The sequence below is a fragment of the Pararobbsia alpina genome, assembly GCF_965118125.1.
GTDB classification, from domain to species: domain Bacteria; phylum Pseudomonadota; class Gammaproteobacteria; order Burkholderiales; family Burkholderiaceae; genus Pararobbsia; species Pararobbsia alpina_A.
On sequence record NZ_OZ221287.1, the window covers coordinates 4,121,299 to 4,148,018 of the forward strand.

The window sequence follows — 26,720 nt, forward strand, 5'->3', positions numbered from 1 at the left end:
GTTGAAATGAAAAAAGCCATCGGCCTTCAACAGATTGTCCTGTTGGAGACAACAATGGCTTTTTCTTTCAACGATACAACGAACATACGGTCTTCTTACTGCGAGAAGGCTTACCCGGCGGGCTAAGCGCCGATCCAGCCCTTACGCAGCGCCGCCGTGGTGCTCTTCTGGCGACGGATCGTCGCCCCGTCGTTGACAGTGAGACGATAGCGCGCAACGTCGGGCGCATCAAGCGTAACGGTGACCTCCCGCAGTTCGTCGCGGCGGAATGCGTGGACCTGTACCTTGTCGCCAGGACGATAGCGCGAGAGCAAACCGTCGAGGTTGCCACCGGTCGCGCGCAATCCGTCGAGCGCGACCAGCACGTCGCCGGCCGAGAGTCCCGCGCGGCGCGCCGCGCCACCATCGTGCACCGCCGCCAGCGCCGCTTCCGCGCCGGCGCGCATGCGTACGCCGAGTGACGGCTTGCCCTGGGCCAGATCCGGCTCGAGTGCAACGCCGAACGGTGCCAGGAGTTCTTCGAGCGGCAGGTCGCGTGTTCCGTGCACGGCGTCGGTGAACAGACGGCCGAGCGCGACACCCGTGACTTCGCGAATCAGGGGCTCGACGTCGTCTTCGCCGACGCCCTTGCCCTTGCCGTTGTAGAAATCGCGGCCGTAGCGCACCCACAGCGCGCGCATCACGTCGTCGAGCGACTTCCGGTTGCCCGTCGCCGCGCGAATCGCGAGATCGAATGTCAACGCGACGAGCGAACCCTTCGTGTAATAGCTGACGATGGCGTTCGGTGCGTTCTCGTCCTGACGGTAATACTTGATCCAGGTATCGAACGAGCTTTCGGCGACGCTCTGTTTGCGCCGGCCACTGCCGCGCAGCACGCCGCCGACGGTCTTGCCAACGAGTGTCAGGTAGTCGTCGCGCGAGATCACACCGCTGCGCACAAGCACCAGATCGTCGTAATAGGACGTGAAACCCTCGAACAGCCAGAGCAGCGACGTATAGTTTTCCTGGCGCAGGTCATACGGTGCGAACGCCGCCGGCTTGATTCGCTTGACGTTCCACGTATGGAAATACTCGTGGCTGCACAGGCCCAGATAGGTCCGGTAGCCATCGGTCATCGCCTCTTTGCCGCGCACGGGCAGATCGCCGCGGCTGCAGATCAGCTCAGTCGATGCACGGTGTTCGAGGCCGCCATATCCATCGCCGACTGCGACGGTCATGAATACATATCGATCCATCGGCGCACGCTTGGTGCGCGGTTCGAACAGGGCGATCTGAGCCGAGCAGATTTTCTCGAGATCACGCGTGAGGCGCGGCATGTCGAGTGCCGTCACCTTGCCCGAGATCACGACGTCGTGCTGCACGCCGTGCGCTTCGAAGCGACCCAATTCGAACCTGCCGAGTGTGACGGGATGATCGACCAGTTCGTCGTAGTTGTCGGCTCGGTACTCGCCAAAGCTGTAGCGACGCGTGCCGCGAACTTCGCGCAATGCTGTCGCGACGCGCCAGTCCGCATAACCCTCGCCTTCAGGTGCATGGATCTGCACGCGGCATTCGACGTCTTCCCTCCCTTGCGGAAACAGGAACACGCTCGTGCCGTTGAAAAAGCCGATGGTGTCGTCGAGATGCGCGGCGCGCACCGACAAGTCCCACGCATAGACCTCATACGTGACCGTCAGCGAGCCCTGAACCGGCGCGGCGTGCCACGTCTGCTTGTCGAGCTTGCGAATCGCCACCTTGCGTCCCGTCGCATCGCTGCGCGCAGAGATCGTCACGATATTGCGTGCGAATTCGCGAATCATGTAGCTGCCCGGAATCCAGACCGGCAGCATGAACAGCTGACCCTGCGCATCGGGGTCAGCGATCGTCACAGTGACTTCGAAGAGATGAGCGGCGGGGTCTTTCGGAACAATCGCGTAATGAATGGGCTTCATCGGACCTTTTTCTTTTAAGGCGAGCCGTCACGCGGACTCAAGAGCACGGGTAATGCAATAGTGCCTCAACAATGATGAGCGCGTATTCTTTCCGTCTCGAATTCCGCCCATAAAAAAGCGGCACGCACCGGTCAGGTTTGCGTGCCGCGTCGGACTGCTTGCTGCGAGGGGCAGCCGCGTGCAATCAATGCACGCTCGACATTTCCTTTTCGAGCCGGTCTGCCGTGACGGCGCCCGGCAAGCGGCGGCCATCCGCGAGGAACACGGTCGGCGTGCCCGTGATGCGCAGCGTGCGGCCGAGTTCGAGGTTATGCGACAGCACCGTCGTATCGCAGGTGCCCGGCGCGCTCGGTGCCTGATGGCCGAGCATCCAGCTGGTCCATGCCTTGGCGCGATCGCTCGAGCACCAGATCGACTTCGACTTCACCGTCGAGTCCGGCGACAGAATCGGGAACAGGAAGGTATAGACCGTCACGTTGTCGACCGACTTGAGCTCTTCTTCAAGCTTGTGGCAATACGGGCAGTTCGGGTCCGAGAACACGGCGATCTTGCGTTCGCCATTGCCCTTCACCATTTTCACGGCATCGTTGAGCGGCAGCTTCGCGAAGTCAATCTTGTTGAGTTCGGACGCACGCGCATCGGTGATATTCACATGGTTCTTGAGATCCATGAGATCGCCCGTCAGCACGTAATCACCCTTTGCATCGCTGTACACGATCTGGTCCGCGGTATCGACTTCGTAGATGCCGGGAATCGGTGTCTTCAGCACGTCGCGCACGTCGACATCAGGACCGAGACGCGACTTGAGCGTGTCCTTGATCTTGTCGGTCGTCGCATCGGCATTGGCGCGTGTGAGCGGCAACATCGCCAGCATGGCCATGGCCAGCAGCGGCAGCACGCGTCGAATCTGGGGTTTCATGCTTGTCTCCGAAAGCTCCCGGCTCACCGGGAAAAAGGGCCACAGTCGTGGCAACGATCCGGTTCGATCGCTGCCGCCGAAGCGGCTAGCCGCATTGTGCGCCACCTGCGCGCAACATGCTCCAGGTCATGTGTATCGCGAAATGTCGCTGTGTATCCGTCGTCCAGGTACCCGTCATCGAGCACGCGTCGTCGATGTATCCGTCGTCGATGTCTCCGTCGTCGCTACATCGGCTTGGCGCGCGCTCAGCCCAGCGCGTGGGACACGAGCCAGCGCTTGACCTGCGGTTGTGCGCCGACCAGAGCGAGGCCCGCGTTACGCAAGCCTTTGGCGATCGGTCCCGGCAAGGCAAACAGGCGCTGCAGACCGTCGGTCGCCGCCATCATGCGCTGGATGTCCTCGCGGCGCGAGCGCTCATAGCGACGCAGCAGAATCGGATCGCCCAGATCGCGAAAGGTTTCCTTGGCGCCGAGGGTCTGAACAAGCGATGCGACGTCTCTGAGACCCAGGTTCATGCCCTGACCCGCGAGCGGATGAATCACGTGCGCGGCGTCGCCGACGAGCGCGATCCGGGGCGCAATCAAACGATCGACCGTCTGGAGCGCCAGCGGAAAGCCTTGCGCAGGCGTCACACACTCGAGGGTGCCGAAGCGATCGCCGACGACACGCTCGAGTTCGGCCGTCAGTTGCTCCGGCGACATCGCGAGCAAGGCCTGCGCGTGTTCGGTATGGGCGGACCAGACGAGCGACACGAAAGGCCCGGCGAGTGGCAGCATCGCAACGATCTCGCCGCCGGTGAACCATTGCGTCGCGGTTTCACCGTGCGAACCCGAAATGCGGAAATTCGCGACCACGCCGGTCTGGTGATAGTCGCGGCGCTTGGGCGTGACGTCCATTTGCGCGCGCACCCACGAGTGCGCGCCGTCCGCACCGATGATCAGCGCGCCGTCGAGTGTGTCGCCGTTATCGAGCGAGACGCTCGCGTGCGCGTCGCTGATCTCGACCGACTGAGCACGCGCATCGAGCCAGTTCAGCTGCGGCTGAAAGCGCAGCGCCGCATCGAGCGCCTGTTCGACGAGCGTTGATTCGACGATCCAGGCGAGCTGAGGCACCGCAGCCTGAAAGGCCGAGAAGTGGAGTTCCGCGTTGGCGTCGCCATAGACCCGCATGTCGTACACCGGTCCGACGCGTGAGGCGTCAAGCGCCTGCCAGACACGCAGCTTCTCCAGGAATGACTGTGAACTCGACGAAAACGCGTAGACGCGCGAGTCGAATATCGCGCCGGGCGGCAGGGCATTCGCGGGTTGCGCGAGCAGCGCGACACGCATGCCGATCTGGGTCAGGGCAAGGGCCGCAGCCTTGCCGACAAGGCCGCCGCCAACGACGATGGCCTGATAGGTCTGAGGAGTTCCACGCATGGTGCGCATTATAGCTGCGGGGGGTGCTTGCGGACGCCGCGCCGGCCTGCAGCGCGTTGATGCAACGCAAGCGTCGAGGCGGTCAGGCGAGAAAGCGGCAAAGCGTTGTGGTCCAAGGCGTCTGCGTATCGCCCATGCCTGCGTCAAGTCAGGCGCTTAGGGGCCGTGACGGCGGCCATCCCGCATCGCCGGGGCTTGTCGCGCCGCCGGACGGTACAATATGGGTTCTTTCGGTACCGCAAACCGTACCGCGACCGATTTTTCCGGATTCGAAGGATTTCATGAGCCTCAAATGTGGGATCGTCGGCTTGCCTAACGTAGGCAAGTCCACCCTGTTCAATGCACTGACCAAGGCCGGCATCGCCGCCGAAAACTACCCGTTCTGCACGATCGAGCCGAATGTCGGCGTCGTCGAAGTGCCGGATCCACGTCTCGCGAAGCTCGCGGACATCGTCAAGCCCGAGAAGATCGTGCCGGCGGTCGTCGAATTCGTCGATATCGCAGGCCTCGTGGCGGGCGCATCCAAGGGTGAAGGGCTCGGCAACCAGTTCCTCGCGAACATCCGCGAAACCGACGCGATCACGCACGTCGTGCGCTGCTTCGAAGACGACAACGTCATTCACGTCGCAGGCAAGGTCGATCCGCTGTCGGACATCGAAGTCATCAACACCGAACTCGCGCTCGCCGATCTCGCGACGGTCGAAAAGGCATTCACGCGCTATTCGAAGGCCGCCAAGTCGGGCAACGACAAGGAAGCCGCGAAGCTCGTGGCCGTGCTCGACAAGGTCCAGAAGCAGCTCGACCAGGCCAAGCCGGTTCGCGCACTCGATCTCAATGAAGACGAGCTCGCACTGATCAAGCCGTTCTGCCTGATCACGGCCAAGCCGACGATGTATGTCGCGAACGTCAAGGAAGACGGTTTCGAAAACAATCCGCACCTCGAAGCCGTGCAGAAGTTTGCTGCAGCCGAGAAGTCGCCGGTCGTCGCGGTGTGCGCCGCGATCGAAGCGGAAATCGCCGATCTCGACGACGAAGACAAGGCCGTGTTCCTCGCCGATATGGGCATGGAAGAGCCGGGTCTTGATCGCGTGATTCGTGCAGGCTTCCGTTTGCTCGGCCTGCAGACGTACTTCACGGCAGGCGTGAAGGAAGTGCGCGCGTGGACGATCCACGTCGGCGACACTGCACCGCAAGCCGCCGGCGCGATCCACACCGATTTCGAACGCGGCTTCATCCGCGCGCAGACGATCGCATTCGACGACTACATCTCGCACAAGGGTGAAACCGGCGCGAAGGAAGCCGGCAAGATGCGCGCCGAAGGCAAGGAATACATCGTCAAGGATGGCGACGTGATGAACTTCCTGTTCAACGTCTAAATCCGATCGATCGGCAAGCGCCACTCAAACACTGGCCAAAAACCCCGCGACGCGGGGTTTTTCTTTTTCTGCTTCCCCGCTTGGTGCCCGTTGCGCGACCGAAGGTCGCAGCCCACCCTCACTCGCGCTACACTTCGCCGGTTCCCCGCTTTCCTCAGAACCCCCACTCCATGGCTCAATACGTTTTCACGATGAACCGGGTCGGCAAGATCGTGCCGCCCAAGCGCCAGATCCTCAAGGACATCTCGCTGTCGTTCTTCCCCGGCGCGAAGATCGGCGTGCTCGGCCTGAACGGCTCGGGTAAGTCGACTGTCCTCAAGATCATGGCGGGCCTCGATAAGGAAATCGAAGGCGAAGCCACACCGATGCCGAATATCCAGATCGGCTATCTGCCCCAGGAACCGCAACTCGACCCGCAGCACACCGTGCGCGAAGCCGTCGAGTCGGGTCTCGGCGAGGTGTTCGAGGCGCAGAAGAAGCTCGAAGAAATCTACGCGGCCTATGCCGAACCGGACGCCGATTTCGACAAGCTGGCGGCCGACCAGGCCAAGTACGAAGCGATCCTCGCCACCAGCGAAGGCGGCAGCGCAGAGCAACAGCTCGAAATCGCAGCCGACGCACTTCGCCTCCCAGCCTGGGACGCGAAGATCGAGCATCTGTCGGGCGGTGAAAAGCGCCGTGTCGCGCTGTGCCGCCTGCTGCTGTCGAAGCCCGACATGCTGCTGCTCGACGAACCGACCAACCACCTGGACGCGGAATCGGTCGAGTGGCTCGAACAGTTCCTCACGCGCTTCCCGGGCACGGTCGTCGCCGTGACCCACGATCGCTACTTCCTCGACAACGCGGCCGAGTGGATTCTCGAACTCGACCGCGGCCATGGCATTCCCTGGAAGGGCAACTACAGCAGCTGGCTCGACCAGAAGGAAACACGCCTCAAGCAGGAAGAAGCGAGCGAATCCGCACGTCAGAAGGCGCTCAAGAAAGAACTCGAATGGGTGCGCCAGAACCCGAAGGGCCGCCAGGCCAAATCGAAGGCACGTCTGGCCCGTTTCGAGGAACTCAGCAGCGCCGACTACCAGAAGCGCAACGAAACGCAGGAAATCTTTATCCCGATCGGCGAACGGCTCGGCAACGAAGTCGTCAAGTTCGAGAACGTGTCGAAGAGCTTCGGTGACCGCCTGCTGATCGACGATCTGTCGTTCACGCTGCCGCCGGGCGCGATCGTCGGCATCATCGGCCCGAACGGCGCCGGCAAGTCGACGCTGTTCCGCATGCTCACGGGGCGCGAACAACCTGATAGCGGCACGATCACGCTCGGACCGACAGTAAAGCTTGCGTATGTCGATCAGAGCCGCGACGCGCTGTCCGGCGACAAGACCGTGTTCGAGGAAATCTCGGGGGGCGCAGATGTGCTCACGGTCGGTAAATACGAAACGCCTTCGCGTGCGTATATCGGTCGCTTCAACTTCAAGGGCGGCGACCAGCAGAAGGTCGTCGGCAATCTGTCAGGCGGTGAGCGCGGGCGTCTGCACCTCGCGAAGACGCTGATCGCCGGCGGCAATCTGTTGCTGCTCGACGAACCGTCGAACGACCTCGACGTGGAAACGCTGCGCGCGCTCGAAGACGCGCTGCTCGAGTTCGCCGGCTGCGTCATGGTGATCTCGCACGATCGCTGGTTCCTCGACCGGATCGCGACCCATATCCTGGCGTTCGAAGGCGACTCGCGCGTCGAGTTCTTCAACGGCAACTACCAGGAATACGAGGAAGACAAGCGCAAGCGCCTCGGCGAGGAGGCCGCGAAGCCCAAGCGGATTCGTTACAAGCCGATTGCCCGCTAAGCAAGCGCACTACCCGAAAACGGTCGACCTCTGGTTGGCCGTTTTTATTTGGCGAGCCGCACGGCGGTCGGCGGTCGGCGGTCGGCGGTCGGCGGTCGGCGGTCGGCGGTTAGCGGTTAGCGGTTAGCGGTTAGCGGTTAGCGGTTAGCGGTTAGCGGTTAGCGGTTAGCGGTTAGCGGTTAGCGGTTAGCGGTTAGCGGTTAGCGGTTAGCGGTTGGAGAATGGTCGCCCTGCAAACTTGCATCGCCGCACCGCATCTCGACCCACCAGCGTGCCTGCCCTGCATGCCGGGCGGCCCGCGTGCGACGATGTCTGCCTCAGGCCCGTAACTTGCACTAATGTTTGAAACGTTGAATCATCGCGCGCAACACCATGTCGCACGCGATATCCCTTCGAAAAGGAGTCGTGCAGATGGTGGCGGAGCGTCGCGGATCCAAAATCCTTTGGGCCCTGCTCAGCATCGTCGCACTGATCGCGGTCGGTGGCGTCGTCGCGATTCAGTGGGCGGGCAGCGAAATCAAACACCGGATCACCGAAGTGCTCGGGCCCAATGGCAGCGCCGAGCAGATCGAGGTCGGCCTCTACACAGTTCACCTGGAAAAGGTCCGTCTTGGCGCGCCGCCCGGCTGGCCTACGACGGACTCGCTCCGAGCGGACAGTATCGATATCGTGCCGGATTGGCGCGCGTGGTTCTCGCATCGCCTGCATCTGAAGTCCGTGGACGTTCGCGGCTTCTACCAGTCCGCCGTGCGTACGACGGATGGCAAACTCGTCGTGCTGCCCGGGCTCAAGGAGAACGTCGCGCAGATGGCGCAGGCGCATGAAGCCAACCACCCTGAAGCGACGCTGCCGAATGGCGAACCGAGTCAGCCGCTCGAGGTGCAGGTCGACCAGATCGCATTTCACAACGGACAGCTGGACTTCTACGACGAGAAGATTGCCTCGCCGCCGTTTGCTGTGCACCTCGACGCATTCAATGCGACGCTCGGCAGCCTCGACTTCCCGGCCTTGTCGAAACGCTCGACGCTCGATATCTCCGCCAGGATGGGCGGCGGCAAGCTGACGGTGAACGGCTGGGTCGAGTTCGACACGCGCGACTCGCAGATCGCGATCTCGCTCGCCGGCATCGACGCCAAAACGATGCAGCCCTATCTGCTGCGCGGCGAAAAGGCGACGATCGAGTCGGGCACGGTCGACATGACGATGAACTGGAACGTCACGTCTTATGCGTTACATGCGCCGGGCAAGCTCACGCTGACGAATTTCCACATCCAGCCGAAAAGCGATGGCCCCATCGGCGCACTGGCGTCGATCCCCAAGAAGGCCGCGATCGAAGCGCTCAAGAACGACCAGGGCCGGATCGAGATCAACTTCGAGCTGGCCGGCAATCTGCGCGATCCGAAGTTCTCGATCGACGAAGACTGGTACAAGCGCATCGGCACAGGCCTGGCCAAAGCGGCCGGCGTGACCGTGGAAGGGGTCGGGAAGGGAGCCGGCGACGCGGCCAAGAACATCGGCAACGCGCTGAAGGGACTGATCGGACATTGATTGCGCGCGTACGGGTGCACAGCATGCACGTGATATGCCGCAAGTCGCTCATGCGGCACATCCCAGATGCCACTCTGCCCACACATCGCCGTTAGCGAAGCTGCGCCTTGCTGCCTGACCGAGGGGTCCGCCAGTCCGTAAGGCGCAAAGGCAACCGCATTAAAAAGCGATGCCCAGCGTCTCGAGTTCGCGCGCGGTGTTCACAGCGCTCGTGTGGTGAATGCCATGCCACCCGAGTGCCGTCGCCGCTTCGGCGTTCTTCTTGTTGTCGTCGATAAACACGATCTCGCCAGGCTCGACCGCCGGGAAATGCGCGCGGATCCGGCTGAACATCTCATGAAAGATCGCCGGGTCAGGCTTGACGAGCTTGACGCGCCCCGACACGACGATATCGCGGAAGCGTTGCAGGAACGGATACTTTTCCCAAGCATACGGAAAGGTCTGGGCCGACCAGTTCGTCAGGCTGAACAATGGCATGCCCGCAGCTTCGAGCCGCTCGAACAAGGCAACGCCTTCATCGAGCGTGCCGCGCAGCATCTCGGTCCAACGCGCATAGAACGAACGGATCAGCGGCTCGTGATCGGGGAATTCAGCAACGAGCGCTTCAGTCCCCTCCTCGATCGTCTGTCCGCCATCCTGCAGGATGACCCAGTCCATCTTGCACACATGGGTCAGAAACCACTTGCGCTCTTCGTCGTCGGGGATCAGCTCCTTGTAGACGTACTCGGGACTCCAGTCGAACACCACACCGCCAAGATCGAACACGACTACCTTGATCGCCATTCCACGCCCCTGTCAGATTCAGATTGGGCTTCAGCCTTATTCGGCTTTAGCCAACCTCATTTAGCCAACCTCATTTAGCCAACTTCATTTCGCCAACTTCAGTCAGATGCATTTCGCTTCAAATTGCCTGCGTGCGTTCGAGCAGCCACGCCTTCGCGTCGCCTTCAACATGCGGCAACAGACGTGTACGCACAGTCTCGTGATAGGCGTTGAGCCAGGCGATGTCCTCGGCAGTCATCAGCGTGCGTTCGATGCAACGCGTGTCGATCGGGCACAGCGTCAGCGTTTCGAATCGCAGGAACTCGCCGAACGCCGTCTTGCCCGCGTCGACGTTAAGCACGAGGTTCTCGATACGGATACCCCATTCGCCCGGACGGTAGATGCCCGGCTCGATCGACGTGATCATGCCGGCTTCCATGGCGGTGTGCGCCTCGGGCGCCGCGTAGTACGAGATGACCTGCGGGCCTTCATGGACGTTCAGGAAGTAGCCCACGCCATGCCCCGTGCCGTGCGTGTAGTCGGCGCCGCTCTGCCAGATCGGCGCGCGAGCGATCGCATCGAGCAGCGGCGACTTGATGCCGCGCGGGAACGTGGTGCGCGACAAGGCAATGGTTCCGCGAAGCACGGTCGTAAAGTCCCGTTTCTGGGCATCGGACGGTGTGCCGACCGGAACCACACGCGTGATATCGGTCGTGCCGCCAACATACTGGCCGCCTGAATCGATCAGCAGCAGGCCATCGCCCTCGATGACGGCGTGCGACGACTCGAGCGCGCGATAGTGCGGCATTGCACCGTTGGCATTGAACGCGGCGATCGTCGCGAAGCTCGGGCAGGTGTAGCCCGGACGACGTGCGCGTGCGGCCGTGATCTCGTCGTCGATGGTGAGTTCGGTGATGCGTTCACGATTGACGACACGGTCGAACCACGCAAAAAACTCGCACAGCGCGGCGCCGTCCTGCTCCATCGCGGCACGCACGTGCTGCGCTTCGGCTTCGGTCTTGCGCGATTTCGCAAACGTCGACGGATTGACTGCCGTGATCTGCTTCATCGACCCCGGGGCCGCCGCGAGCACGCCATACGTGACACGTCGCGGATCGATCAGCAGCGTACCGTCGGGCGGGAGTGCGCAGAGCGCAGCCGCGAGCGTGTCGTAGGACGCGAGCGCGACGCCGTCGCGCTTCAACGACTGCTCGACGCCGGCGCCGACCTTGCGCGAGTCGATGAACAGCGTCGCCGAATCCAGGCCAATCAGCGCGTGCGCGACAAACACCGGGTTGTAGTTCACGTCGGCGCCGCGCAGGTTGAAGATCCACGCGAGGTCGTCGAGCGTCGACACGAGGTGCCATTGGGCTCCGGCGTCGCGCATGGCGCGGCGGACGTGCGCGAGCTTGTCGGCACGCGAAATCGGCGCAAACGCCGGGTCGTGCTCGTAGACGGCAGCCGCCGGCAATGCGGGGCGATCCGGCCAGATCGGCGCGAGCAGGTCGATATCGGCAACCAGCTCGATACCGCGCGGGCTCAGCGCATCAATCAGCGCGCGCGCGCTCGCAAGACCGAGAACGGTGCCGTCGACGCCGACGCGCGCGCGATCAGGCAGGTTGGCGGCCAGCCAGTCGATATGCCCGTTGGCTTGTCCGACCATGATCTTCATCATCTGGATGCCGGTGCCGGCGAGCTGGGCCTCGGCCTGGACCCAGTAGCGACCGTCGACCCACAGGCCCGCAAAGTCGTGCGTGACGATCAGCGTACCGACCGACCCTGTAAAACCGGACAGCCATTCACGGCCTTGCCAGCGCCCCGGCAGATACTCGGAGATATGCGGGTCGGACGACGGCACGATCACCGCATCGACGCCGGCGTCGCGCATCGCGCCGCGCAGCGCCTCGAGTCGATGCTGTACGGGAGTCGCAGCAGGCGTTCTTGCATTCATCGGTCAGTCTCCAGATAAAAAGGGGTGCGGGTTGGCCGCAAGACCCGGCATGCCGGCCAGGCGGATCGCCGGCCGGTGCGCGCGACGGCAGGGTTGCCGCGCACGAGTAAAGGGAACACAAGTTCAGGCTTCATCGTTTCGACGCCGACGTACGAGCCACGGGCGGGTGTCTTACGGGCCACGACGAATCGCTCCGGGATCGCGCCGGCGCGCGCTGACACGCCCGAGGATGGCGACCGCCAGTATGGCGGCCAATACCGTGGCCAGCCATTCGAGCGACTGGCCATCGCTGAACGCGCCACTCGCGTTGCCGGCGAGCTTGACAACGAGCGCGGCGCACGCCGCTACGGCGGCTGCAACCAGGGTTCCGAATCGCGCCCCTGGCCGACCTGGCGACATCCCCGCGGGTGTCTGACTGCCGTCCAGCCCCGCAGAGCGGGAAGCCGAGCCCAAGCGCGCCGGCGCCGACGGATGGAATCGCCAGCCGGCCATACCGATCAATGCGGCAAGAATTGCAGTACCCAACCAGCCCATCGGTGAAACGTCCTGTCGGAATCAGTGTGAGTTCGGTATCAGCATACGACGCGCCGGGCGCAGCGCCTGCTGTGATGGTCCGCGAATACCGCGAACTGTGTCTTTGCGCGGCCCCGCCGCGGGCCGCATAGTACGCAACAAGGCGGCGCGTCACTAGTCATCCGGCTCGATTCGATACGATTTGAGTCCTTGATGGGGGCGATCAATACAATCAATGAGCCCCACGCCCTGCGGCTGTCGGCAACTTCCGGACGCAAACCGGGCAATCATCGGGATTGGAATGGCGTCGAACCGCGCGTGAGCACAGGCTCGACGCGGGATTCGCCCCTACGAGACCCGCCACATCGGTCGAAATTATCGCAAATTGCACGGTCAATCATGGAACTGCGCGGAAATCCCTCGAAAGCTATAATGGCGGCCAGGATTTAGGGTCTAGTCGAACGAATGCAGCTTCTCGCCATCGGGATCAACCACCACACGGCGCCGCTTGCCTTGCGCGAGCGCGTTGCGTTCCCGCTCGACCGGATCAAGCCCGCACTCCAGATGCTGCGTAGCGTCTGGCCTGCGCCGCAGGGGCCGTCATCGGTGCCGACTGCCGTGGTCGCCGCCGCGTCCGAGCTTGCAGCGGCGGGTCTGCCCGCCCTGCCGGCGTTCTCGGGCAATGCCGCCGAAGCCGCGATTCTGTCGACCTGCAACCGGACCGAGCTCTATTGCGCGACGGATGATCGGGGTGCGCGCGAGCATGCGATCCAGTGGCTGTCCCAATATCACAACGTTCCGGTCGAAGACCTCGCGCCGCACGTCTACGCGCTCCCGCAGTCCGATGCCGTGCGTCATGCATTCCGGGTCGCGTCGGGGCTCGATTCGATGGTGCTCGGCGAAACGCAGATCCTCGGCCAGCTCAAGGACGCGGTGCGTACGGCGACCGAGGCTGGCGCGCTCGGCACCTACCTGAACCAATTGTTCCAGCGCACGTTTGCGGTCGCGAAGGAAGTCCGCGGGCAAACGGAGATCGGCGCGCACTCGGTCTCGATGGCCGCTGCCGCCGTACGGCTCGCGCAACGGATCTTCGACAATATTTCGAAGCAGCGCGTGTTGTTTATCGGCGCGGGCGAAATGATCGAACTGTGCGCGACGCACTTCGCTGCACAGAATCCCCGCGAACTGGTGGTCGCCAACCGCACGGCCGAGCGCGGTACGCGGCTTGCCGAGCGCTTCAACGGCCGGGCCATTCCGCTCGCGGAACTGCCCTCGCGGCTGCATGAATTCGATATCGTCGTGTCGTGCACGGCCAGCACGCTGCCGATCATTGGCCTCGGCGCGGTCGAGCGCGCAATCAAGGCACGCCGGCACCGCCCGATGTTCATGGTCGATCTCGCCGTGCCGCGCGACATCGAGCCCGAGGTCAGCGACCTCGAAGACGTGTTCCTTTATACGGTCGACGACCTCGGTGCGATTGTCCGGGAAGGTAACGCCATGCGTCAGGCCGCCGTGGCACAGGCCGAAGCGATCATCGAAACGCGTGTCGCGAATTTCATGCAGTGGCTCGATGCGCGCAGCGTGGTGCCGGTCATTCGCCAGTTGCACGGCCATGCCGATGCGATGCGTCTGGCCGAACTCGATCGTGCGCAGAAAATGCTCGCGCGCGGCGACGATCCGTCGGCTGTGCTCGAAGCGCTGTCGGTCGCGCTGACCAACAAATTCATGCACGGCCCGACCCATGCGTTGAACCGTGCTGCCGGCGAGCGTCGCGAACAGCTCGTCGAAATACTGCCCGAGATGTTCCGCCCCGCCGGCCGTTACAACGGTCACCATTAGCGACGCCCTCCCGCGTTGCCGCCGTTCGCGCGTGTTTTCGCCGAACCGCCGAACCGTCAACGCCCGCCCGTTGCGTCGCAGCGGCTGCAGCCTGATCGCGCGACTCTCCTCATTGCCTTATCGCTTCGGACTTCCCGATGAAATCGAGTATGCAAAGCAAGCTCGACCAGCTGTCGCTACGGCTGGCCGAACTCAATCAACTCCTGAGCCAGCCGGACATCACGTCGAATATCGACCAGTACCGCCGGCTCACGCGCGAGCATGCCGAACTCACGCCGGTCGTCGAGCAATATACGCGCTGGCGCCAGGCGGCAGACGACGAGCGCACGGCGCTCGAGCTCGTCAGCGATCCGTCGATGCGCGATTTCGCGGAAGACGAAGTCCGTGAAGCGCGCGAACGTCTCGCGACGCTCGAGGCCGAGCTTCAAAAAATGCTGCTGCCCAAGGATCCGAACGACGAGCGCAATATCTTCCTCGAAATCCGCGCAGGGACCGGTGGCGAGGAAAGTGCGCTGTTCGCCGGCGCATTGCTGCGCATGTATCTGCGTTATGCCGAACGGCATCGCTGGCAGGTCGAGCAAATCTCGGAAAGCGCTTCGGATCTCGGCGGCTACAAGGAAGTGATCGTCCGTCTGGTCGGTCAGGGCGCGTACTCGCGGCTCAAATTCGAGTCGGGCGGCCATCGCGTGCAGCGTGTGCCGGAAACCGAAGCGCAGGGTCGTATCCATACGTCGGCGTGCACCGTCGCGGTGATGCCGGAAGCGGACGAGGTAGCCGAGGTGGAAATCAACCCGGCCGATCTGCGCATCGACACGTTCCGCGCGTCGGGTGCGGGCGGTCAGCACATTAACAAGACAGACTCCGCAGTGCGGGTCACGCACTTGCCCACGGGCATCGTCGTCGAATGTCAGGACGACCGCTCACAGCACAAAAACAAAGAGCGCGCGCTCAAGGTGCTGGCAGCGCGGATCATGGACAAGCAGTACCAGGAACAGCACGCGAAGGAAGCGGCAACGCGCAAGAGTCTGATCGGATCGGGCGACCGTTCCGAACGCATCCGCACGTACAACTTCCCGCAAGGCCGCATGACCGATCACCGGATCAACCTCACGCTGTACAAGCTCGACGCGATCATGGACGGCGATCTCGACGAACTGATCGGCTCGCTGCTCAGCGAACACCAGGCCGAACAGCTCGCGGCGCTTGGCGAGAGCGCGTGAGCGATCGGACCGCGACCGCGCTGCTGCGCCGCTCTCCCCTCGACGCGCTCGACGCCCGCGTGCTGCTCACGCACGCGCTGGGCTGGCGGCGCACCGATCTGATCACGCGCGGCGACACGCCCCTCGACGATGCGCAGGTCGAGGCCTTCGCGGCACTCGAACGCCGCAGAATCGCCGGCGAACCGGTGGCGCAGATCACCGGAACCCGGGAATTCTTCGGCCTGGATTTCGTCGTCACCCCGGATGTGCTGATTCCGCGCCCCGATACGGAACTGCTCGTGGAGACGGCGCTGCATGCGATCGACGGTGCACCGCGGCCACGGGTCGCCGATCTCGGCACGGGCAGCGGTGCGATCGCGATCGCGGTGGCGTGCAGTCGGCCCGATGCCGAGGTGTTTGCGACGGATCGCTCGCCTGCCGCGCTGGCCGTCGCACGCCGCAATGGACAACGACTCGTCGATCCCGCACGCCCGGCGGGCGAAGTCCGCTTTCTTGAGGGCAGTTGGTTCGGTGCATTCAGTGCAGTCGGTGCGCCGGCGTCGCCGTCGTCGTCCACCTCGCCGCACCGCTTCGACCTCATCGTGAGCAATCCGCCCTATATCCGTGAGGGCGACCCGCATCTCGCTCAGGGCGACCTGCGCTTCGAACCCGTCGACGCGTTGACGGATCATGCCGACGGGCTCAGCGCGATACGCGACATCGCCGCGGGCGCGCCCGACTGGCTCGCCGACGATGCCCCGCTCTGGGTCGAGCATGGCTACGACCAGGCGGCCGACGTGCGGGCGATTTTCATCGCGCTTGGCTATCGCGACGTTGAATCGCGACGGGATCTGGCGAACATCGAACGCATCACGGGCGGTGTCCGGCCCGTCAGCCATCCGCGCTAACAGCAGGCTTCGGAACACCCGTTGGGTTCAAGCGTCTGTCGGCCCGCTGTCGGGCGGCTCCGGCACGCCGTCAGACGAAATCCGCTATCATTTCTGCATTGATAGCCCCCCATTCAGAATACCGATCATGACTACGCAAGAACGCATCAAGGAAATCGTGACCACGAACCCCGTGGTCCTGTTTATGAAAGGCACGGCGCAATTCCCGATGTGCGGTTTCTCGGGTCGCGCGATCCAGGTGCTCAAGGCATGCGGCGTCGAGAAGCTCACGACGGTCAACGTGCTCGAAGACGACGAAATCCGTCAGGGCATCAAGGAATTCGCCAACTGGCCGACGATTCCGCAGCTCTACATCAATGGTGAGTTTGTCGGCGGTTCGGACATCATGATGGAGATGTACGAATCGGGCGAACTGCGCCAGATGCTGACCGCAGCGGTCTGAGCGCGTGCGACGGCTGATCCTCGCCGTCACGGGGGCCACGGGCGCGATCTATTCGATCCGGCTGCTCGAACGGCTCCGCGCCCTCGGCGGTGTCGAGACGCATCTGGTCGTGTCGTCCGCCGGGTGGCTCAGCATCCAGCACGAGCTCGCGCTCGATCGTCCGTCGGTCGAACATTTCGCTGATGTCGTGCACAACGTGAAGGATGTGGGCGCGACGATCGCGAGCGGTTCGTTCGCGACCGACGGGATGATCGTTGCCCCGTGTTCGATGAAGACGCTTGCCAGCATCGCGCACGGCCTGTCCGACAACCTGATTGCGCGTGCCGCCGACGTGACGCTCAAGGAGCGCCGCCGGCTCGTGCTGATGGTCCGCGAAACGCCGCTGAACCTTGCGCACCTGCGCAACATGACGGCGGTCACCGAGATGGGCGGCGTCATCTTCCCGCCCCTGCCGGCGTTCTACGACAAGCCCGCGACGATCGACGACATGGTCGATCACACCGTCGGGCGGGTGCTCGACATGTTCCAGCTCGCACCGCCGATGACCGAGGGTTGGGAAGGTCTTCGCAAGGGCAACGGCGCCGACGCGTCGATCGACTGAAGCACACGCTTAACACGTTGTCGGATTTTGTTATGCGTTCCGAAGCGTTTTGAGCATTTTCGACCGAGACAAGTGCGGAACTTCGGCAGGCTCTGCGGCAAAATGACCGCCCGCCGGGAAGAATGCATCGTAGCTCGAAAAAAGCCATTGACCGCGCTTCTGATTGACCGTATAAAGCTAGTGCAGGATTTTCAAGCGACGACGAGTAACAGCCTTAACGCAGTCGCCCTCCAACGGTACTCCGGTTGTCATATTCAAACTTCCTTGATTGTCATGCGCACCACGGGAGCCATTGAGGCTCTCAGATTCAATTCATCTTTTGGACAGTAATATGGAAACGGGTACCGTTAAGTGGTTCAACGACGCTAAGGGCTTTGGCTTCATTACGCCGGACGGCGGCGGTGAAGACCTCTTCGCGCATTTCTCGGAAATTCGCATCGACGGCTTCAAGACGCTGCAAGAAAACCAGAAGGTCAGCTTCGAAGTGAAGACCGGCCCGAAGGGCAAGCAAGCAGCGAACATCAAGCCGGTCTAAACGGCCTGATCGATTGGCACCTTCGCGGTGCCATCGCGCAAAAAAAACCGCAAGATGTATGTCTTGCGGTTTTTTTTCGTCTTCACTCCGGGCTCGTCGCCTGCGTCTTGCTGGTGCAGCCCGGGTGGTCGCGCGGCCGGGAATGGGGCTTATCCTTCGAAGGCGCGCGCATCGCGCCCGCCCCGAGTCTCGCTTTACACGCCGTCGAACATCCGCCGCGCGTGGATGCCGAGGCCCGTTGCCACGCTTGCGAGGCGGTCGCCGACCACCGGCTTCGCATTGGGAAACTCGGCGGCGAGCGCGTCGGTCAGGAATTTGAGACCGGTCGAACCGCCCGTGAAGTACAGCGCATCAAGACGATTCGCGGGTACACCGGCCATCGCGACTGTCTCGCGCGCAGCTTCGACGATGCGACGCGTTTCGTCGCGTGAGCATGCGATAAGCGCTGCGTTGTCGAAGTCCGCCTCGAGCGCCGCTTCGACGTCGTCGAGGTCGACCGTGAATTCACCGCCCGCAGACACCGCGATCTTCGCATCTTCGGCGCGGCCGGCAAGCGCATGACCGAGGCGGCGCTCGATCACGGTCATCAAACGGCGATGGAAGGCCGGCTCTGCATACAGATGCCTGAGCAGCGCGAATTCACCCGAACGCCGCGGCGTATATACCGTATTGATCAAGTGCCACGTCGCCAGATCGAAATAGATCCGGTTGGGCACTTCCTTGCCGTGCGCATCGAGCGATCGATAGCCGAGCTCGGTCAGCACCCCTTCGAGCTCGACGCGCTTGTCGTAGTCCGTCCCCGCGACATGCACGCCGTGATGCGCGAGCACATCGGACTTGCGGTGCAGGTGTTTCGCACGTTCTGGTCCGACGCGCACAAGGGAAAAGTCTGATGTACCGCCGCCGATATCGGCAACCAGCACGAGCGCTTCGTGGTCGAGCCGGGCCTCGTAGTCGAATGCTGCGGCGATCGGCTCGAACTGGAATTCGACCTCCCGAAATCCCACGCGCTTCGCGACCGCCTCCAGTTGAGCCTGGGCCATGCGGTCCGCCTCCGGATCGCCGTCCACGAAGTAGACCGGGCGGCCCATGACGACGCGTTCGAGCATGCGCTGCCCGGCGGCTTCGGCCTTTTTCTTCAGATGCTGCACAAACAGCGTGATCACATCGAGGTAGCGGATCGCGGAGCCATCGCCAAGCTCGGTGGTCGATTCGGCCAACGCGGAGCCCAGGATGCTCTTCATCGATCGCATCAGCCGTCCGTCGTACCCGTCGACATAGGCCTCGATCGCGGCGCGCCCGTAAGCCTGGGAGTCTTCATCCGTATTGAAAAACACCGCTGTGGGCAAGGTCACGGCCTGCTCTTCGACAGGCACAAGGCGCACCGACGTGTGATGAGGCAAGGCGATTGCCGAATTGGACGTACCGAAGTCGATTGCGCAGAAGTTCATGCTGAAGCCCGTCGGCCGGCGACCCGAGGTGTCGCGGCGGGATGAGTGGATCTTGCAAAGCGGGCTTCGGGTTTTAGCACATCGGAAAAGGCACGACAACCGCGGAACGATGAAGCGGGCGATGAAAAGCATCACCCGCCAGGCGATTCGGCCGCCCGGGCCGGGGCAGACCGGCGCAATGACGAGCCCAGATACAACGGGCCGGCCTCCGAAGGAGGCCGGCCCGTCTGGTCAGACAACCGCGTGCAACAACCTGAAATAGGTGGCGGCTTACGGCGTCGTCGAGAGCAGCGTACCGTTTCCGGCGCTATTGTTCGCCACAAGCAGGTTGATCGCGTCGGGCGTCAGACCGCTCAGACCGGTCGTCGGCACCGTGACGAGCAGCCAGTCGGCGTTGTTGCCCAGGCTAAAGGGCGCCGACTTGAAGATCGCGGTCTTCGATCCCGCATGCGTGACGATGACGACGTAGGTGCCGCCGTCCACATACGTCGAATCGGCACCCGATGCCGGGCTTGCGGCGTTGTAGGCGACGTTGGCCATCGTCGGCGTCACGTTGGTGATGTCAGGACTGGTCGCGCTGGTCTGGATCACGTACACGTCGACCGCGCCACCGGCATTTGCATTGAACGAAGCGTTGAATACGCGCAGGCGTGCCTGGTTGTTGAGCAAGCCCTTGTCGAACGGGTCGTCGATGACAGTCAGCGCGGGGGTCAGGCTGGAGCCCACGAGTGCAATGCCGGTATATTCGTGCCCGTTTCCGGCATTGAACGGTCCGGCCGAGGCAAGCGGGTTCGCTGCACCGGCGCCGGCGGTGTTATAAGACAGCGTCGTCGCACCGGACGAGAAGCTGTTGTAGGCGGTCACGGACTCGAACGTTGCGTTCGGGTCGGCGATGACGTTGTTGTTGAAGAAGTCGACGGCGGGCCCGTTAGGGATCGCGTGGATGTAGCGGACGACCGGTTTGTTGACCCCGATCTCCTTGCCGACATCGCTGCTTCCACCGCAGGCGCTTAACGTCATTGCTGTTGCGGCGGCCAGCATCAGGGATTTGAAAAGTTTCATGGCGTCACTCCTGTAAAAAAAACAATATCGTTTGAATAAAATGAGCCGCATTCGATACAAAGCGTCGTGATCTAGCGTTGTGCCCTGATGCAGCCTGATCTGGCAGGCGAGACGTCCTTTAATGGCGTGCGGGATTTTTCTTACACGCGCTTACGCGCTTGGCGTGCGCTTCGGTCGGCAAAGGCCGGGTGATTCGAGCGCCGACCTTGAAGACGCGACGTTGCGCCTCCAAACAGCAATCGGTGTGCCTTCGGGGTCGGACCAGCAGGCGCGAAGCACGTCGAAACGCGTGTTTGCAAGCCATGACGCCTAAAGAAATGGCTCAATCGGCCGTAAATGAAGACGAATACACTGTCCTTGGACTTCCGATGAACGACCGTGCCGTACCCGGCCCGGTGCCGGTTAATTCCGACGCCTCTCGGCCGGATTCCCGGCTCGCCGCCTCTCACCACGCCCAACGGGTCGAAGTGCCGTCCACGGCCTCGTCGCTGACGGGTCTGCTGCGCGCATTTGCTCGCCTGTCGCCGTTTGGCACGCGCGAGGCGCCACCCAATCCGCCATCGCGACGCCTGGGCGGCCGGGTCGGTGACGACGCTGCCCACGCAAACGAACTTTCGCCGCGCAGCAACGTGCCTTATGTTCTCGGCGAACATACAGTTGAAGGCATCGACTTTCTCGCGCAGGTCGATACGGAACTCCGCTTCACCTATATCTCGGACGCCGGTCTGCGCTTCATGGGCTATCACCGCGCGTTCCTCGAGGCGACCTCGCTGAGCGCGCTCGTGCCCGACGCCGATTCCGCGCTGCTTGCGGATGCAATCCAGCAGGCCCGCACGAGCGAAGAGCCCGTCGGTTGCACGTTGCGCATGAACAAGTCGCTGACCTACCCGGGCTGGGTCAACCTGCGCGTGGCGCCGCTGCGCGACGCGTCGCGCGAACTGGTCGGGTACGCCATCTCGGCGTCGGACATCTCGGCCTGGGCGCTGCGCCAGGAACGGCTGCGGTTCGAAGCGGAACACGACGCACTCACGGGTCTCGACAATCTGGTGTCGATCCAGCGCCGGTTGCAGCGCGTGTTCTCGGACGTGTCGCGAGGCGACGCCCGCGTTGCCCTGCTCTCGATCGACCTCGACGCGTTCCAGCGCATCAACAATGCGCTCGGCTATGAAGCCGGCGACACGATGCTGAAGCTGACGGCCGAACGGCTGACGGCAAGCGTCGGTCCGGACGACGTCGTCGCGCGCACCGGCAGCGACGAATATGTCGTGATGACTCGCCGCAGCGCCGATGCACGCAGCGCCGAGGCGCTGGCTCGCCGGCTGATCGCGGCGATCTCGCAACCGTACTCGTACGAAGGCCAGTCACTGCACATCGCAGCGAGCGTCGGCATTGCGTTGAGCGACCAGGTTGGAACGGACGAGCGCCAGTTGCTGCGCGGCGCGGATCAGGCGCTCTATCGCGCCAAGCGTCTCGGCGGCAATACGCTGATGTTCTTCACGGACCAGCGCGACCCCGAGGCCGCCGACAAGCTCAAGCTCGAAGCGGAGCTGTACGAAGGCGTGCGCAACGGCGAGTTCTCGCTGCACTATCAGCCGATCGCGCGTATCGATTCGCGCGGCGTTGTCGGCGTCGAAGCCCTGATGCGCTGGCAGCATCCGAAGCGCGGCCTCGTGCCGCCGTCGACGTTTATCCCGCTCGCCGAAGCGGTCGGCCTGATCAGCTACCTCGGCGGCTGGGCGCTGAAAACTGCATGCATGCAGCTTGCGTTGTGGGACTCGCAAGGCATCAAGCTCGAGTACATGGCCGTCAACGTGTCGGCACAGCAATTCCGTGAACCCGGCTTCGCCACCATCGTGCGCGAAACGCTGCAACTCACGGGCATCGAGCCGCATCGCCTTGTGCTCGAAATCACCGAGAGCGTGCTGATGCACGACCCGCAACACGCGCGCGTGCTGCTCGAGGCGCTCGCCGAAATCGGCATTCGCTTCGCGGTCGACGACTTCGGCACGGGGTATTCGAGCCTCGCTTATTTGCAGCGTTTCCCGCTCACAGAGCTTAAAATCGACCGCAGTTTTGTCGAGAACATTTCAGACTCGCGCAACGATCAGGCGATCGTGACGGCAGTCGCCGCGCTCGCGAAGACATTGAATCTGCGTCTCGTTGCCGAAGGTGTCGAGACAGAAGCACAACGGAGCTTGCTGATTCAGCTCGGTTGTGGCCATATTCAGGGTTGGCTGCTTTGCAAGGCGCTTCCGGCGCATGAGCTGCAGGAAAAATTCAGGTCGCGCGAACTCGCCGTCGACCTTCATGGAAAATAACAACGCAAGATGTTAAGCCGCTTGGCAACAGGGTTCCTATGAGCAGCTCACCGATCGATAAGGTCTGGGCTCGCTTCAGCGACCGCGGTGATTTCCCGATGTTGTCCCAATCGGTTCAGGCGGCTGTGTCCGCGATGGACACGAGCGACTTCGATTTCACAGCACTCGTCAACGTGATCCTCTCGGATTTCGCCTTGACGCAGAAGGTCATTCGTCTCGCCAATTCGGCGATGTATTCCGCTTTTGGCGGCAACGTCACGACCGTTTCGCGCGCATTGATGATTTTGGGCATTGAAGCCGTCGGCCATCTCGCCGTCGGTCTCAAGCTGCTCGATCACTTCTCGAGCGCGCGCAGTAATCGCGTCGAAGCCCAGCTCGAACTCAACCGGACGATGCTGTCGGGCCACGTCGCTCGCCATGTCGCTGACCGGAGCAAAAAGGCCGCTCGCGAAGAAGCCGTCGTCTGCACGTTGATGCGTCAGGTCGGCAAGCTGCTCGTCGTGTTCTACCTTGAAGACGAGTGGCGCGAGATCCAGGCGCGTGCCGCACGCGAAGGACGATCGGAGGAGCAGGTCTGCCCCGACGTGCTCGGTGTCTCTTTTGAGCAACTCGGGCAAGAAGCTGCAGCGCGCTGGCGTTTGCCCGACGCGATCCGCACCGGTATGCGTGAGCCCGACGAGCCGGCAACCTCGCCGCCGTCGCATCTGCAATGGCTCCAGTCGGTGACAGGATATTCGACCGCGGTATCGGAGATCATGGCGAAGCCCGATCTCGACGACGGCCTGCGCGAGATCCTGCTCGGCGACCTCGCACGCGCGCATAGCGACACGCTCGCGATGACCCCGGAACAACTCGTCGAGTTGACCGTCGCGCTGGCCGAGGAAGAAACGGCCAACACCTTGCTCGACGAGATCGGCAACCTGCGCAACAACTCGGCGGCGTCCATGCGCCCCGTCGACCCGGAAACGCGTCTTCGCGCGGGCCTCGTCGAGCTGCGTACGCTGCGATCGAATCACGCGCTCAAGCCGGTTCAGACGCTGGCGTCGGAGACGATTCTCGCCGCGATGGGCATGGCGCGCGTCATCGTGTTCGAACGTCTTGCCGAACATCATGCATTCGAGGCGCGGCTGGGTGCGGGTACCAATGTGAATCGCCTGCTGCCGATGTTGCGCTTCCCGGAATCGTTCGCACCGGACGTTTTCCACCTCGCGATCGCGAACTCGGTCGGTATCTTTATCGAGCAAGCCCGCGAAGCCAAGATCGCCGCGCACATCCCGTCGTGGTTCCGCAATGCGTTGCCGGATGCGCAAGCCTTCGTGTTGCTGCCGGTTCGCGTGGACACGACGACGGTCGGCCTCGTCTATGGCGACTGGACGCACCAGAGCACGGTGCGAAAGATCACGCCGAAGGAAATGGCTGCGCTCAACGAGCTGTCGGGCGAACTCGGACGCTTCTTCCAGCACGCTTCCGTGGGTGCTCGCTCGATCTGATCAGGCACACGCGCGTTTCGTGTTCTGCCGCGCGCTGTGCTGTGCGGTGCTGCGCGTCTTGCCTCGAGTGCTTTCCCGTACGCGTATGCATTGCAACGTCCTGACGCCGAAAGGCGCCAGGACCGCTTCACAGATTCCCCGACCCTTCCGCAATCTTGAACGCATCGACAAGTTCAACGTCGCTGCGTGCGCCGAGTTTTTTCATTGCACTCTGCTTCTGCGCGCTGATGGTCTTGAGGCTGCGCCGCGTGTAGTTCGCAATCTCCGTGACCGTCATGCCGCGTGAATAGAGGCGCATGACTTCCATCTCGCGCATGGTCAGCGGCTCATCGCCAAAGCCATCCTTCTGACGTTCGAACATATGGCCGAGCAACAGCTTGGCCGTTCGTGTGTCGACAAATTTGCACCCGCCAAGCACTTCCTCGATCGCGTCGGGCAGACAGGCGATGCCGGTCGTCTTGCTCACGAATCCCGCCGCGATCGTCATGATCCGTTTCACACGAATCAGGTCGTCGTGCTGCGACAGCACAATGATCCTCACATGCGGGTACGACCGGGCGAGCCGTTCGAGCATCATGAGCCCGTCGGGCTCGGGGTCACCGCAAAAGGAAAAGTCACAGACGACGATGTCGCAGTGATACTGCCGCAATGCTTCGAACATGCCGCCGACGGATTGGGCGACGGCCGCGATGCGGCAACCTGCGCAAGCCTCGATCGTCTTCTCGACGCCGGCCAGAACGACCGGGTGGTCGTCGGCAATGATGATGTCAACAACGGGCGACATATCCGCTTCGCCACACGGATCTTCCCGTAGTGCGCACATAGCTTTTCTCCATAGCGTCCGGAAATGCTGCCGGGGGTATGCCGCGTGACGGCCGGCTTCCGCGTCGCGATGGCCGGTGATGACGCGTGCCTTCGCCTCGGCCGGACCGGCGACGGTCGGACGCTATCGTTTGCTTTTGCGTCAAACACAATCCGTCATGTCGCAGCCTCAGTCAAAACACAAATCGCTCATGCGACGTTCCCATTAGAAAAAATCTCAGTGTTTCTTACAACCCGAAAGTTTATTAGGATTGGTCTTAATCAACGATCTCATTGGACGCACGACGAGACGGACTTTGCCTGTCGCCCTTGCTGTGCGTGAGTCCGATCCAAACGGGCCGGGATGGCATTGGCGTGGGCCCGGTCCGTGACTTCTGTCGAGTCGCCGTCAGTGTCGGCGAGCCCGCGCTGACGGGCGTTTCGATGCAGATGGACGGTTTGATTCCGGCGCGCGGTCCGACGTCCGGTGAACGACGCGCTCAGGGCGCGGCCGACCAGAAAGATCAAAAGTGTTTTTGAGATAACGGCTTGGCCATCTACCTATTGGTAGATTTAAGACAAAAGAAGGTCGCTCCCGGACGCCATCCGGCACCGCGTGTTTGTTCCGAAAATCACGATCACGACACCGATCTTTGATTTCCTTCCGAGTGCATCGGCGAAGCGCAACGTCGACACGTCGTCCGCCGTGAGCCCATGCCAGCAAGGCTCAACGGGAATATCTGCGTGAAGCCGGGACACGATTTTCGCCGCATGCGCCTGCCGCAAGTACGCCGTGCCGACTTTCCGAACAGATTCGCGACGAACTCGAATGAAGCTCGCCGGTTAAAATCTACCTTTCGATAGATAGTTCGATGTCGGCAAAATCCGTCATTTCCGACATCGCAATGTCACGAAGTGAATACGGTTATCTACTGATAAGTAGATAGACTGTGTAGGGTCATAGACCGAGCGCCCGCAGCGTTCCGTTGCCGACGATCACCGATGCGCCGATGAACATCAGCACCCAGGGCAGTACCAGATGGGCGTAGCGGCTGATCGGCTTGCCGATCAGCCGATGGGAAACGAGCCACTTGGCCAGTACGCACCAGAGCGCGACCATGACGACAAACACGACGACGATCGCAGTCCCCTCCGACACGGGACGTGCGGCAAAAAGCGGCACATAGACGGAGAGATTGTCCGAGCCATTCGCGATGGCGACCGTCGCAACAGTCCAGATTGATGAGCCGGCGCGCACTGCAGGCCGATTCGCGTCCGCCCCTGAAACGCCGGCTTTTTCGACCCTGTCTGCGTCCGCTTCTGCGTCCGTGCTTCCATCCGTTCCTGCCTGCGTCTCGACGCGATCCGCGGATGTTCCGTTGGCTCGACGGAACAATTCGAAAGCCTTCCCGATACCGATAAGGATCGGCATCACACCAATCAGCCCGACATAGGCGCGCGGCACCTGAACCATCAGCGCCGCGATGACGCAGGCCAGCGCGACGAGTGCCATCGAGCCGATGTACTGGCCGACGACCACCGGGCGCCACGCGTCGCGCGCCTCGGCAAAAAACGCCAGCAGGACAAACAGGTTGTCGACGTTGGTCGCCGCGAACGCCGCGATGGCGAGCAATACGGCCGTCAGCATGGCTGGCATTCCCGCGTTGCAGGGAGCGTGCGTGCCCCGCCATTGGAGAACATCGCGCGTTGGCGGCCAGGTTGGCGGGTGCGTTCGCTTGAATCGGTGTAGGCTCGTCGTGTCATCGGACGGTGTGGGAAGGCGATTTTCGCGTTTTTCGCCGCATTTCTCGCATCGGA

The 26,720-nt window shown here is 62.6% G+C and carries 21 protein-coding genes; 11 read left to right on the plus strand and 10 right to left on the minus strand.

Going from position 1 to position 26,720, the window contains the following annotated elements; translation table 11 throughout:
- Nucleotides 1-122: 122 nt before the first annotated feature.
- The 3 genes from ACMFWR_RS17775 to ACMFWR_RS17785 form a co-directional block, all read right to left on the minus strand.
- Nucleotides 123-1,931, minus strand: coding sequence for a M61 family metallopeptidase (locus ACMFWR_RS17775; protein ID WP_413192902.1), 1,809 nt, complete (start codon nt 1,929-1,931; stop codon nt 123-125).
- A 184-nt stretch (nt 1,932-2,115) separates the two neighbouring features.
- Nucleotides 2,116-2,850: a DsbC family protein gene (locus ACMFWR_RS17780; RefSeq protein WP_413192903.1), complete on the minus strand. Its 735-nt coding sequence runs from the start codon at nt 2,848-2,850 to the stop codon at nt 2,116-2,118.
- A 245-nt stretch (nt 2,851-3,095) separates the two neighbouring features.
- Entirely contained in the window at nt 3,096-4,268 is a 1,173-nt protein-coding gene (locus ACMFWR_RS17785; RefSeq protein WP_413192904.1) for a UbiH/UbiF family hydroxylase, read from the minus strand.
- Nucleotides 4,269-4,549: 281 nt separating this feature from the next.
- On the opposite strand from ACMFWR_RS17785, the gene ychF reads away from it, so the two are divergent.
- The 3 genes from ychF (at nt 4,550) to ACMFWR_RS17800 (ending at nt 9,030) form a co-directional block, all read left to right on the plus strand.
- Nucleotides 4,550-5,644 (plus strand): redox-regulated ATPase YchF, encoded by a 1,095-nt coding sequence (ychF, locus tag ACMFWR_RS17790; RefSeq protein WP_413192905.1) that lies wholly within the window; start codon nt 4,550-4,552, stop codon nt 5,642-5,644.
- A 170-nt stretch (nt 5,645-5,814) separates the two neighbouring features.
- Complete coding sequence (gene ettA / locus ACMFWR_RS17795) at nt 5,815-7,482, plus strand: energy-dependent translational throttle protein EttA (protein WP_413192906.1); 1,668 nt, start codon at nt 5,815-5,817, stop codon at nt 7,480-7,482.
- Between the two features lie 411 nt (nt 7,483-7,893).
- On the plus strand, nt 7,894-9,030 hold the full coding sequence (locus ACMFWR_RS17800) for a DUF748 domain-containing protein (protein ID WP_413192907.1): 1,137 nt from the start codon (nt 7,894-7,896) through the stop codon (nt 9,028-9,030).
- A gap of 159 nt (nt 9,031-9,189) precedes the next feature.
- Here the strand turns inward: ACMFWR_RS17800 and ACMFWR_RS17805 are convergent, their stop codons facing one another.
- The 3 genes from ACMFWR_RS17805 to ACMFWR_RS17815 all read right to left on the minus strand — a co-directional run bounded on the left by ACMFWR_RS17805 (nt 9,190) and on the right by ACMFWR_RS17815 (nt 12,277).
- Nucleotides 9,190-9,813: an HAD family hydrolase gene (locus tag ACMFWR_RS17805; RefSeq protein WP_413192908.1), complete on the minus strand. Its 624-nt coding sequence runs from the start codon at nt 9,811-9,813 to the stop codon at nt 9,190-9,192.
- 118 nt (nt 9,814-9,931) lie between these two features.
- Nucleotides 9,932-11,743, minus strand: coding sequence for an aminopeptidase P family protein (locus ACMFWR_RS17810; protein ID WP_413192909.1), 1,812 nt, complete (start codon nt 11,741-11,743; stop codon nt 9,932-9,934).
- Between the two features lie 171 nt (nt 11,744-11,914).
- On the minus strand, nt 11,915-12,277 hold the full coding sequence (locus ACMFWR_RS17815; RefSeq protein WP_413192910.1) for a hypothetical protein: 363 nt from the start codon (nt 12,275-12,277) through the stop codon (nt 11,915-11,917).
- Nucleotides 12,278-12,721: 444 nt separating this feature from the next.
- Here ACMFWR_RS17815 and hemA point away from each other — a divergent pair, with 444 nt between their 5' ends.
- The 6 genes from hemA (at nt 12,722) to ACMFWR_RS17845 (ending at nt 17,780) form a co-directional block, all read left to right on the plus strand.
- Nucleotides 12,722-14,095 (plus strand): glutamyl-tRNA reductase, encoded by a 1,374-nt coding sequence (gene hemA / locus ACMFWR_RS17820; RefSeq protein ID WP_413192911.1) that lies wholly within the window; start codon nt 12,722-12,724, stop codon nt 14,093-14,095.
- Between the two features lie 137 nt (nt 14,096-14,232).
- The gene (prfA, locus tag ACMFWR_RS17825; protein ID WP_413192912.1) at nt 14,233-15,315 is read left to right on the plus strand and encodes a peptide chain release factor 1; all 1,083 of its coding nucleotides are present in this window, start codon (nt 14,233-14,235) and stop codon (nt 15,313-15,315) included.
- Entirely contained in the window at nt 15,312-16,202 is an 891-nt protein-coding gene (gene prmC / locus ACMFWR_RS17830; RefSeq protein ID WP_413192913.1) for a peptide chain release factor N(5)-glutamine methyltransferase, read from the plus strand. Before prfA ends, prmC begins: the two co-directional genes overlap by 4 nt.
- Before the next feature lie 127 nt (nt 16,203-16,329).
- Nucleotides 16,330-16,644, plus strand: coding sequence for a Grx4 family monothiol glutaredoxin (grxD, locus tag ACMFWR_RS17835; RefSeq protein ID WP_413192914.1), 315 nt, complete (start codon nt 16,330-16,332; stop codon nt 16,642-16,644).
- Between the two features lie 4 nt (nt 16,645-16,648).
- Complete coding sequence (locus ACMFWR_RS17840; RefSeq protein ID WP_413192915.1) at nt 16,649-17,245, plus strand: UbiX family flavin prenyltransferase; 597 nt, start codon at nt 16,649-16,651, stop codon at nt 17,243-17,245.
- 331 nt (nt 17,246-17,576) lie between these two features.
- Nucleotides 17,577-17,780: a cold-shock protein gene (locus ACMFWR_RS17845; protein ID WP_413192916.1), complete on the plus strand. Its 204-nt coding sequence runs from the start codon at nt 17,577-17,579 to the stop codon at nt 17,778-17,780.
- A 194-nt stretch (nt 17,781-17,974) separates the two neighbouring features.
- Here ACMFWR_RS17845 and ACMFWR_RS17850 read toward each other — a convergent pair whose 3' ends face one another.
- Nucleotides 17,975-19,231: an Hsp70 family protein gene (locus ACMFWR_RS17850; RefSeq protein ID WP_413192917.1), complete on the minus strand. Its 1,257-nt coding sequence runs from the start codon at nt 19,229-19,231 to the stop codon at nt 17,975-17,977.
- A 270-nt stretch (nt 19,232-19,501) separates the two neighbouring features.
- Nucleotides 19,502-20,293 (minus strand): DUF4397 domain-containing protein, encoded by a 792-nt coding sequence (locus tag ACMFWR_RS17855; protein ID WP_413192918.1) that lies wholly within the window; start codon nt 20,291-20,293, stop codon nt 19,502-19,504.
- Nucleotides 20,294-20,661: 368 nt separating this feature from the next.
- Between ACMFWR_RS17855 and ACMFWR_RS17860 the strand changes: the two genes are divergently transcribed.
- On the plus strand, nt 20,662-22,611 hold the full coding sequence (locus ACMFWR_RS17860; protein ID WP_413192919.1) for a putative bifunctional diguanylate cyclase/phosphodiesterase: 1,950 nt from the start codon (nt 20,662-20,664) through the stop codon (nt 22,609-22,611).
- 38 nt (nt 22,612-22,649) lie between these two features.
- Nucleotides 22,650-24,101 carry an HDOD domain-containing protein gene (locus ACMFWR_RS17865; RefSeq protein WP_413192920.1) on the plus strand — a complete coding sequence of 484 codons (1,452 nt, stop codon included), beginning with the start codon at nt 22,650-22,652 and terminating at the stop codon, nt 24,099-24,101.
- Nucleotides 24,102-24,228: 127 nt separating this feature from the next.
- Here the strand turns inward: ACMFWR_RS17865 and ACMFWR_RS17870 are convergent, their stop codons facing one another.
- Together ACMFWR_RS17870 and ACMFWR_RS17875 are read right to left on the minus strand one after the other, a co-directional pair.
- Nucleotides 24,229-24,885, minus strand: coding sequence for a response regulator (locus ACMFWR_RS17870; protein ID WP_413192921.1), 657 nt, complete (start codon nt 24,883-24,885; stop codon nt 24,229-24,231).
- Between the two features lie 975 nt (nt 24,886-25,860).
- Nucleotides 25,861-26,550 carry a cadmium resistance transporter gene (locus tag ACMFWR_RS17875; RefSeq protein WP_413192922.1) on the minus strand — a complete coding sequence of 230 codons (690 nt, stop codon included), beginning with the start codon at nt 26,548-26,550 and terminating at the stop codon, nt 25,861-25,863.
- Nucleotides 26,551-26,720 lie beyond the last annotated feature (170 nt).

Excerpts from the sequence above, each read along its gene's own strand:
- ACMFWR_RS17775 (WP_413192902.1), bottom strand. The coding sequence starts at position 1,931 with ATGAAGCCCATTCATTACGCGATTGTTCCGAAAGACCCCGCCGCTCAT.
- ACMFWR_RS17780 (WP_413192903.1), bottom strand. The coding sequence starts at position 2,850 with ATGAAACCCCAGATTCGACGCGTGCTGCCGCTGCTGGCCATGGCCATG.
- ACMFWR_RS17785 (WP_413192904.1), bottom strand. The coding sequence starts at position 4,268 with ATGCGTGGAACTCCTCAGACCTATCAGGCCATCGTCGTTGGCGGCGGC.
- ychF (WP_413192905.1), top strand. The coding sequence starts at position 4,550 with ATGAGCCTCAAATGTGGGATCGTCGGCTTGCCTAACGTAGGCAAGTCC.
- ettA (WP_413192906.1), top strand. The coding sequence starts at position 5,815 with ATGGCTCAATACGTTTTCACGATGAACCGGGTCGGCAAGATCGTGCCG.
- ACMFWR_RS17800 (WP_413192907.1), top strand. The coding sequence starts at position 7,894 with ATGGTGGCGGAGCGTCGCGGATCCAAAATCCTTTGGGCCCTGCTCAGC.
- ACMFWR_RS17805 (WP_413192908.1), bottom strand. The coding sequence starts at position 9,813 with ATGGCGATCAAGGTAGTCGTGTTCGATCTTGGCGGTGTGGTGTTCGAC.
- ACMFWR_RS17810 (WP_413192909.1), bottom strand. The coding sequence starts at position 11,743 with ATGAATGCAAGAACGCCTGCTGCGACTCCCGTACAGCATCGACTCGAG.
- ACMFWR_RS17815 (WP_413192910.1), bottom strand. The coding sequence starts at position 12,277 with ATGGGCTGGTTGGGTACTGCAATTCTTGCCGCATTGATCGGTATGGCC.
- hemA (WP_413192911.1), top strand. The coding sequence starts at position 12,722 with ATGCAGCTTCTCGCCATCGGGATCAACCACCACACGGCGCCGCTTGCC.
- prfA (WP_413192912.1), top strand. The coding sequence starts at position 14,233 with ATGAAATCGAGTATGCAAAGCAAGCTCGACCAGCTGTCGCTACGGCTG.
- grxD (WP_413192914.1), top strand. The coding sequence starts at position 16,330 with ATGACTACGCAAGAACGCATCAAGGAAATCGTGACCACGAACCCCGTG.
- ACMFWR_RS17845 (WP_413192916.1), top strand. The coding sequence starts at position 17,577 with ATGGAAACGGGTACCGTTAAGTGGTTCAACGACGCTAAGGGCTTTGGC.
- ACMFWR_RS17850 (WP_413192917.1), bottom strand. The coding sequence starts at position 19,231 with ATGAACTTCTGCGCAATCGACTTCGGTACGTCCAATTCGGCAATCGCC.
- ACMFWR_RS17855 (WP_413192918.1), bottom strand. The coding sequence starts at position 20,293 with ATGAAACTTTTCAAATCCCTGATGCTGGCCGCCGCAACAGCAATGACG.
- ACMFWR_RS17860 (WP_413192919.1), top strand. The coding sequence starts at position 20,662 with ATGAACGACCGTGCCGTACCCGGCCCGGTGCCGGTTAATTCCGACGCC.
- ACMFWR_RS17865 (WP_413192920.1), top strand. The coding sequence starts at position 22,650 with ATGAGCAGCTCACCGATCGATAAGGTCTGGGCTCGCTTCAGCGACCGC.
- ACMFWR_RS17870 (WP_413192921.1), bottom strand. The coding sequence starts at position 24,885 with ATGTCGCCCGTTGTTGACATCATCATTGCCGACGACCACCCGGTCGTT.
- ACMFWR_RS17875 (WP_413192922.1), bottom strand. The coding sequence starts at position 26,550 with ATGCTGACGGCCGTATTGCTCGCCATCGCGGCGTTCGCGGCGACCAAC.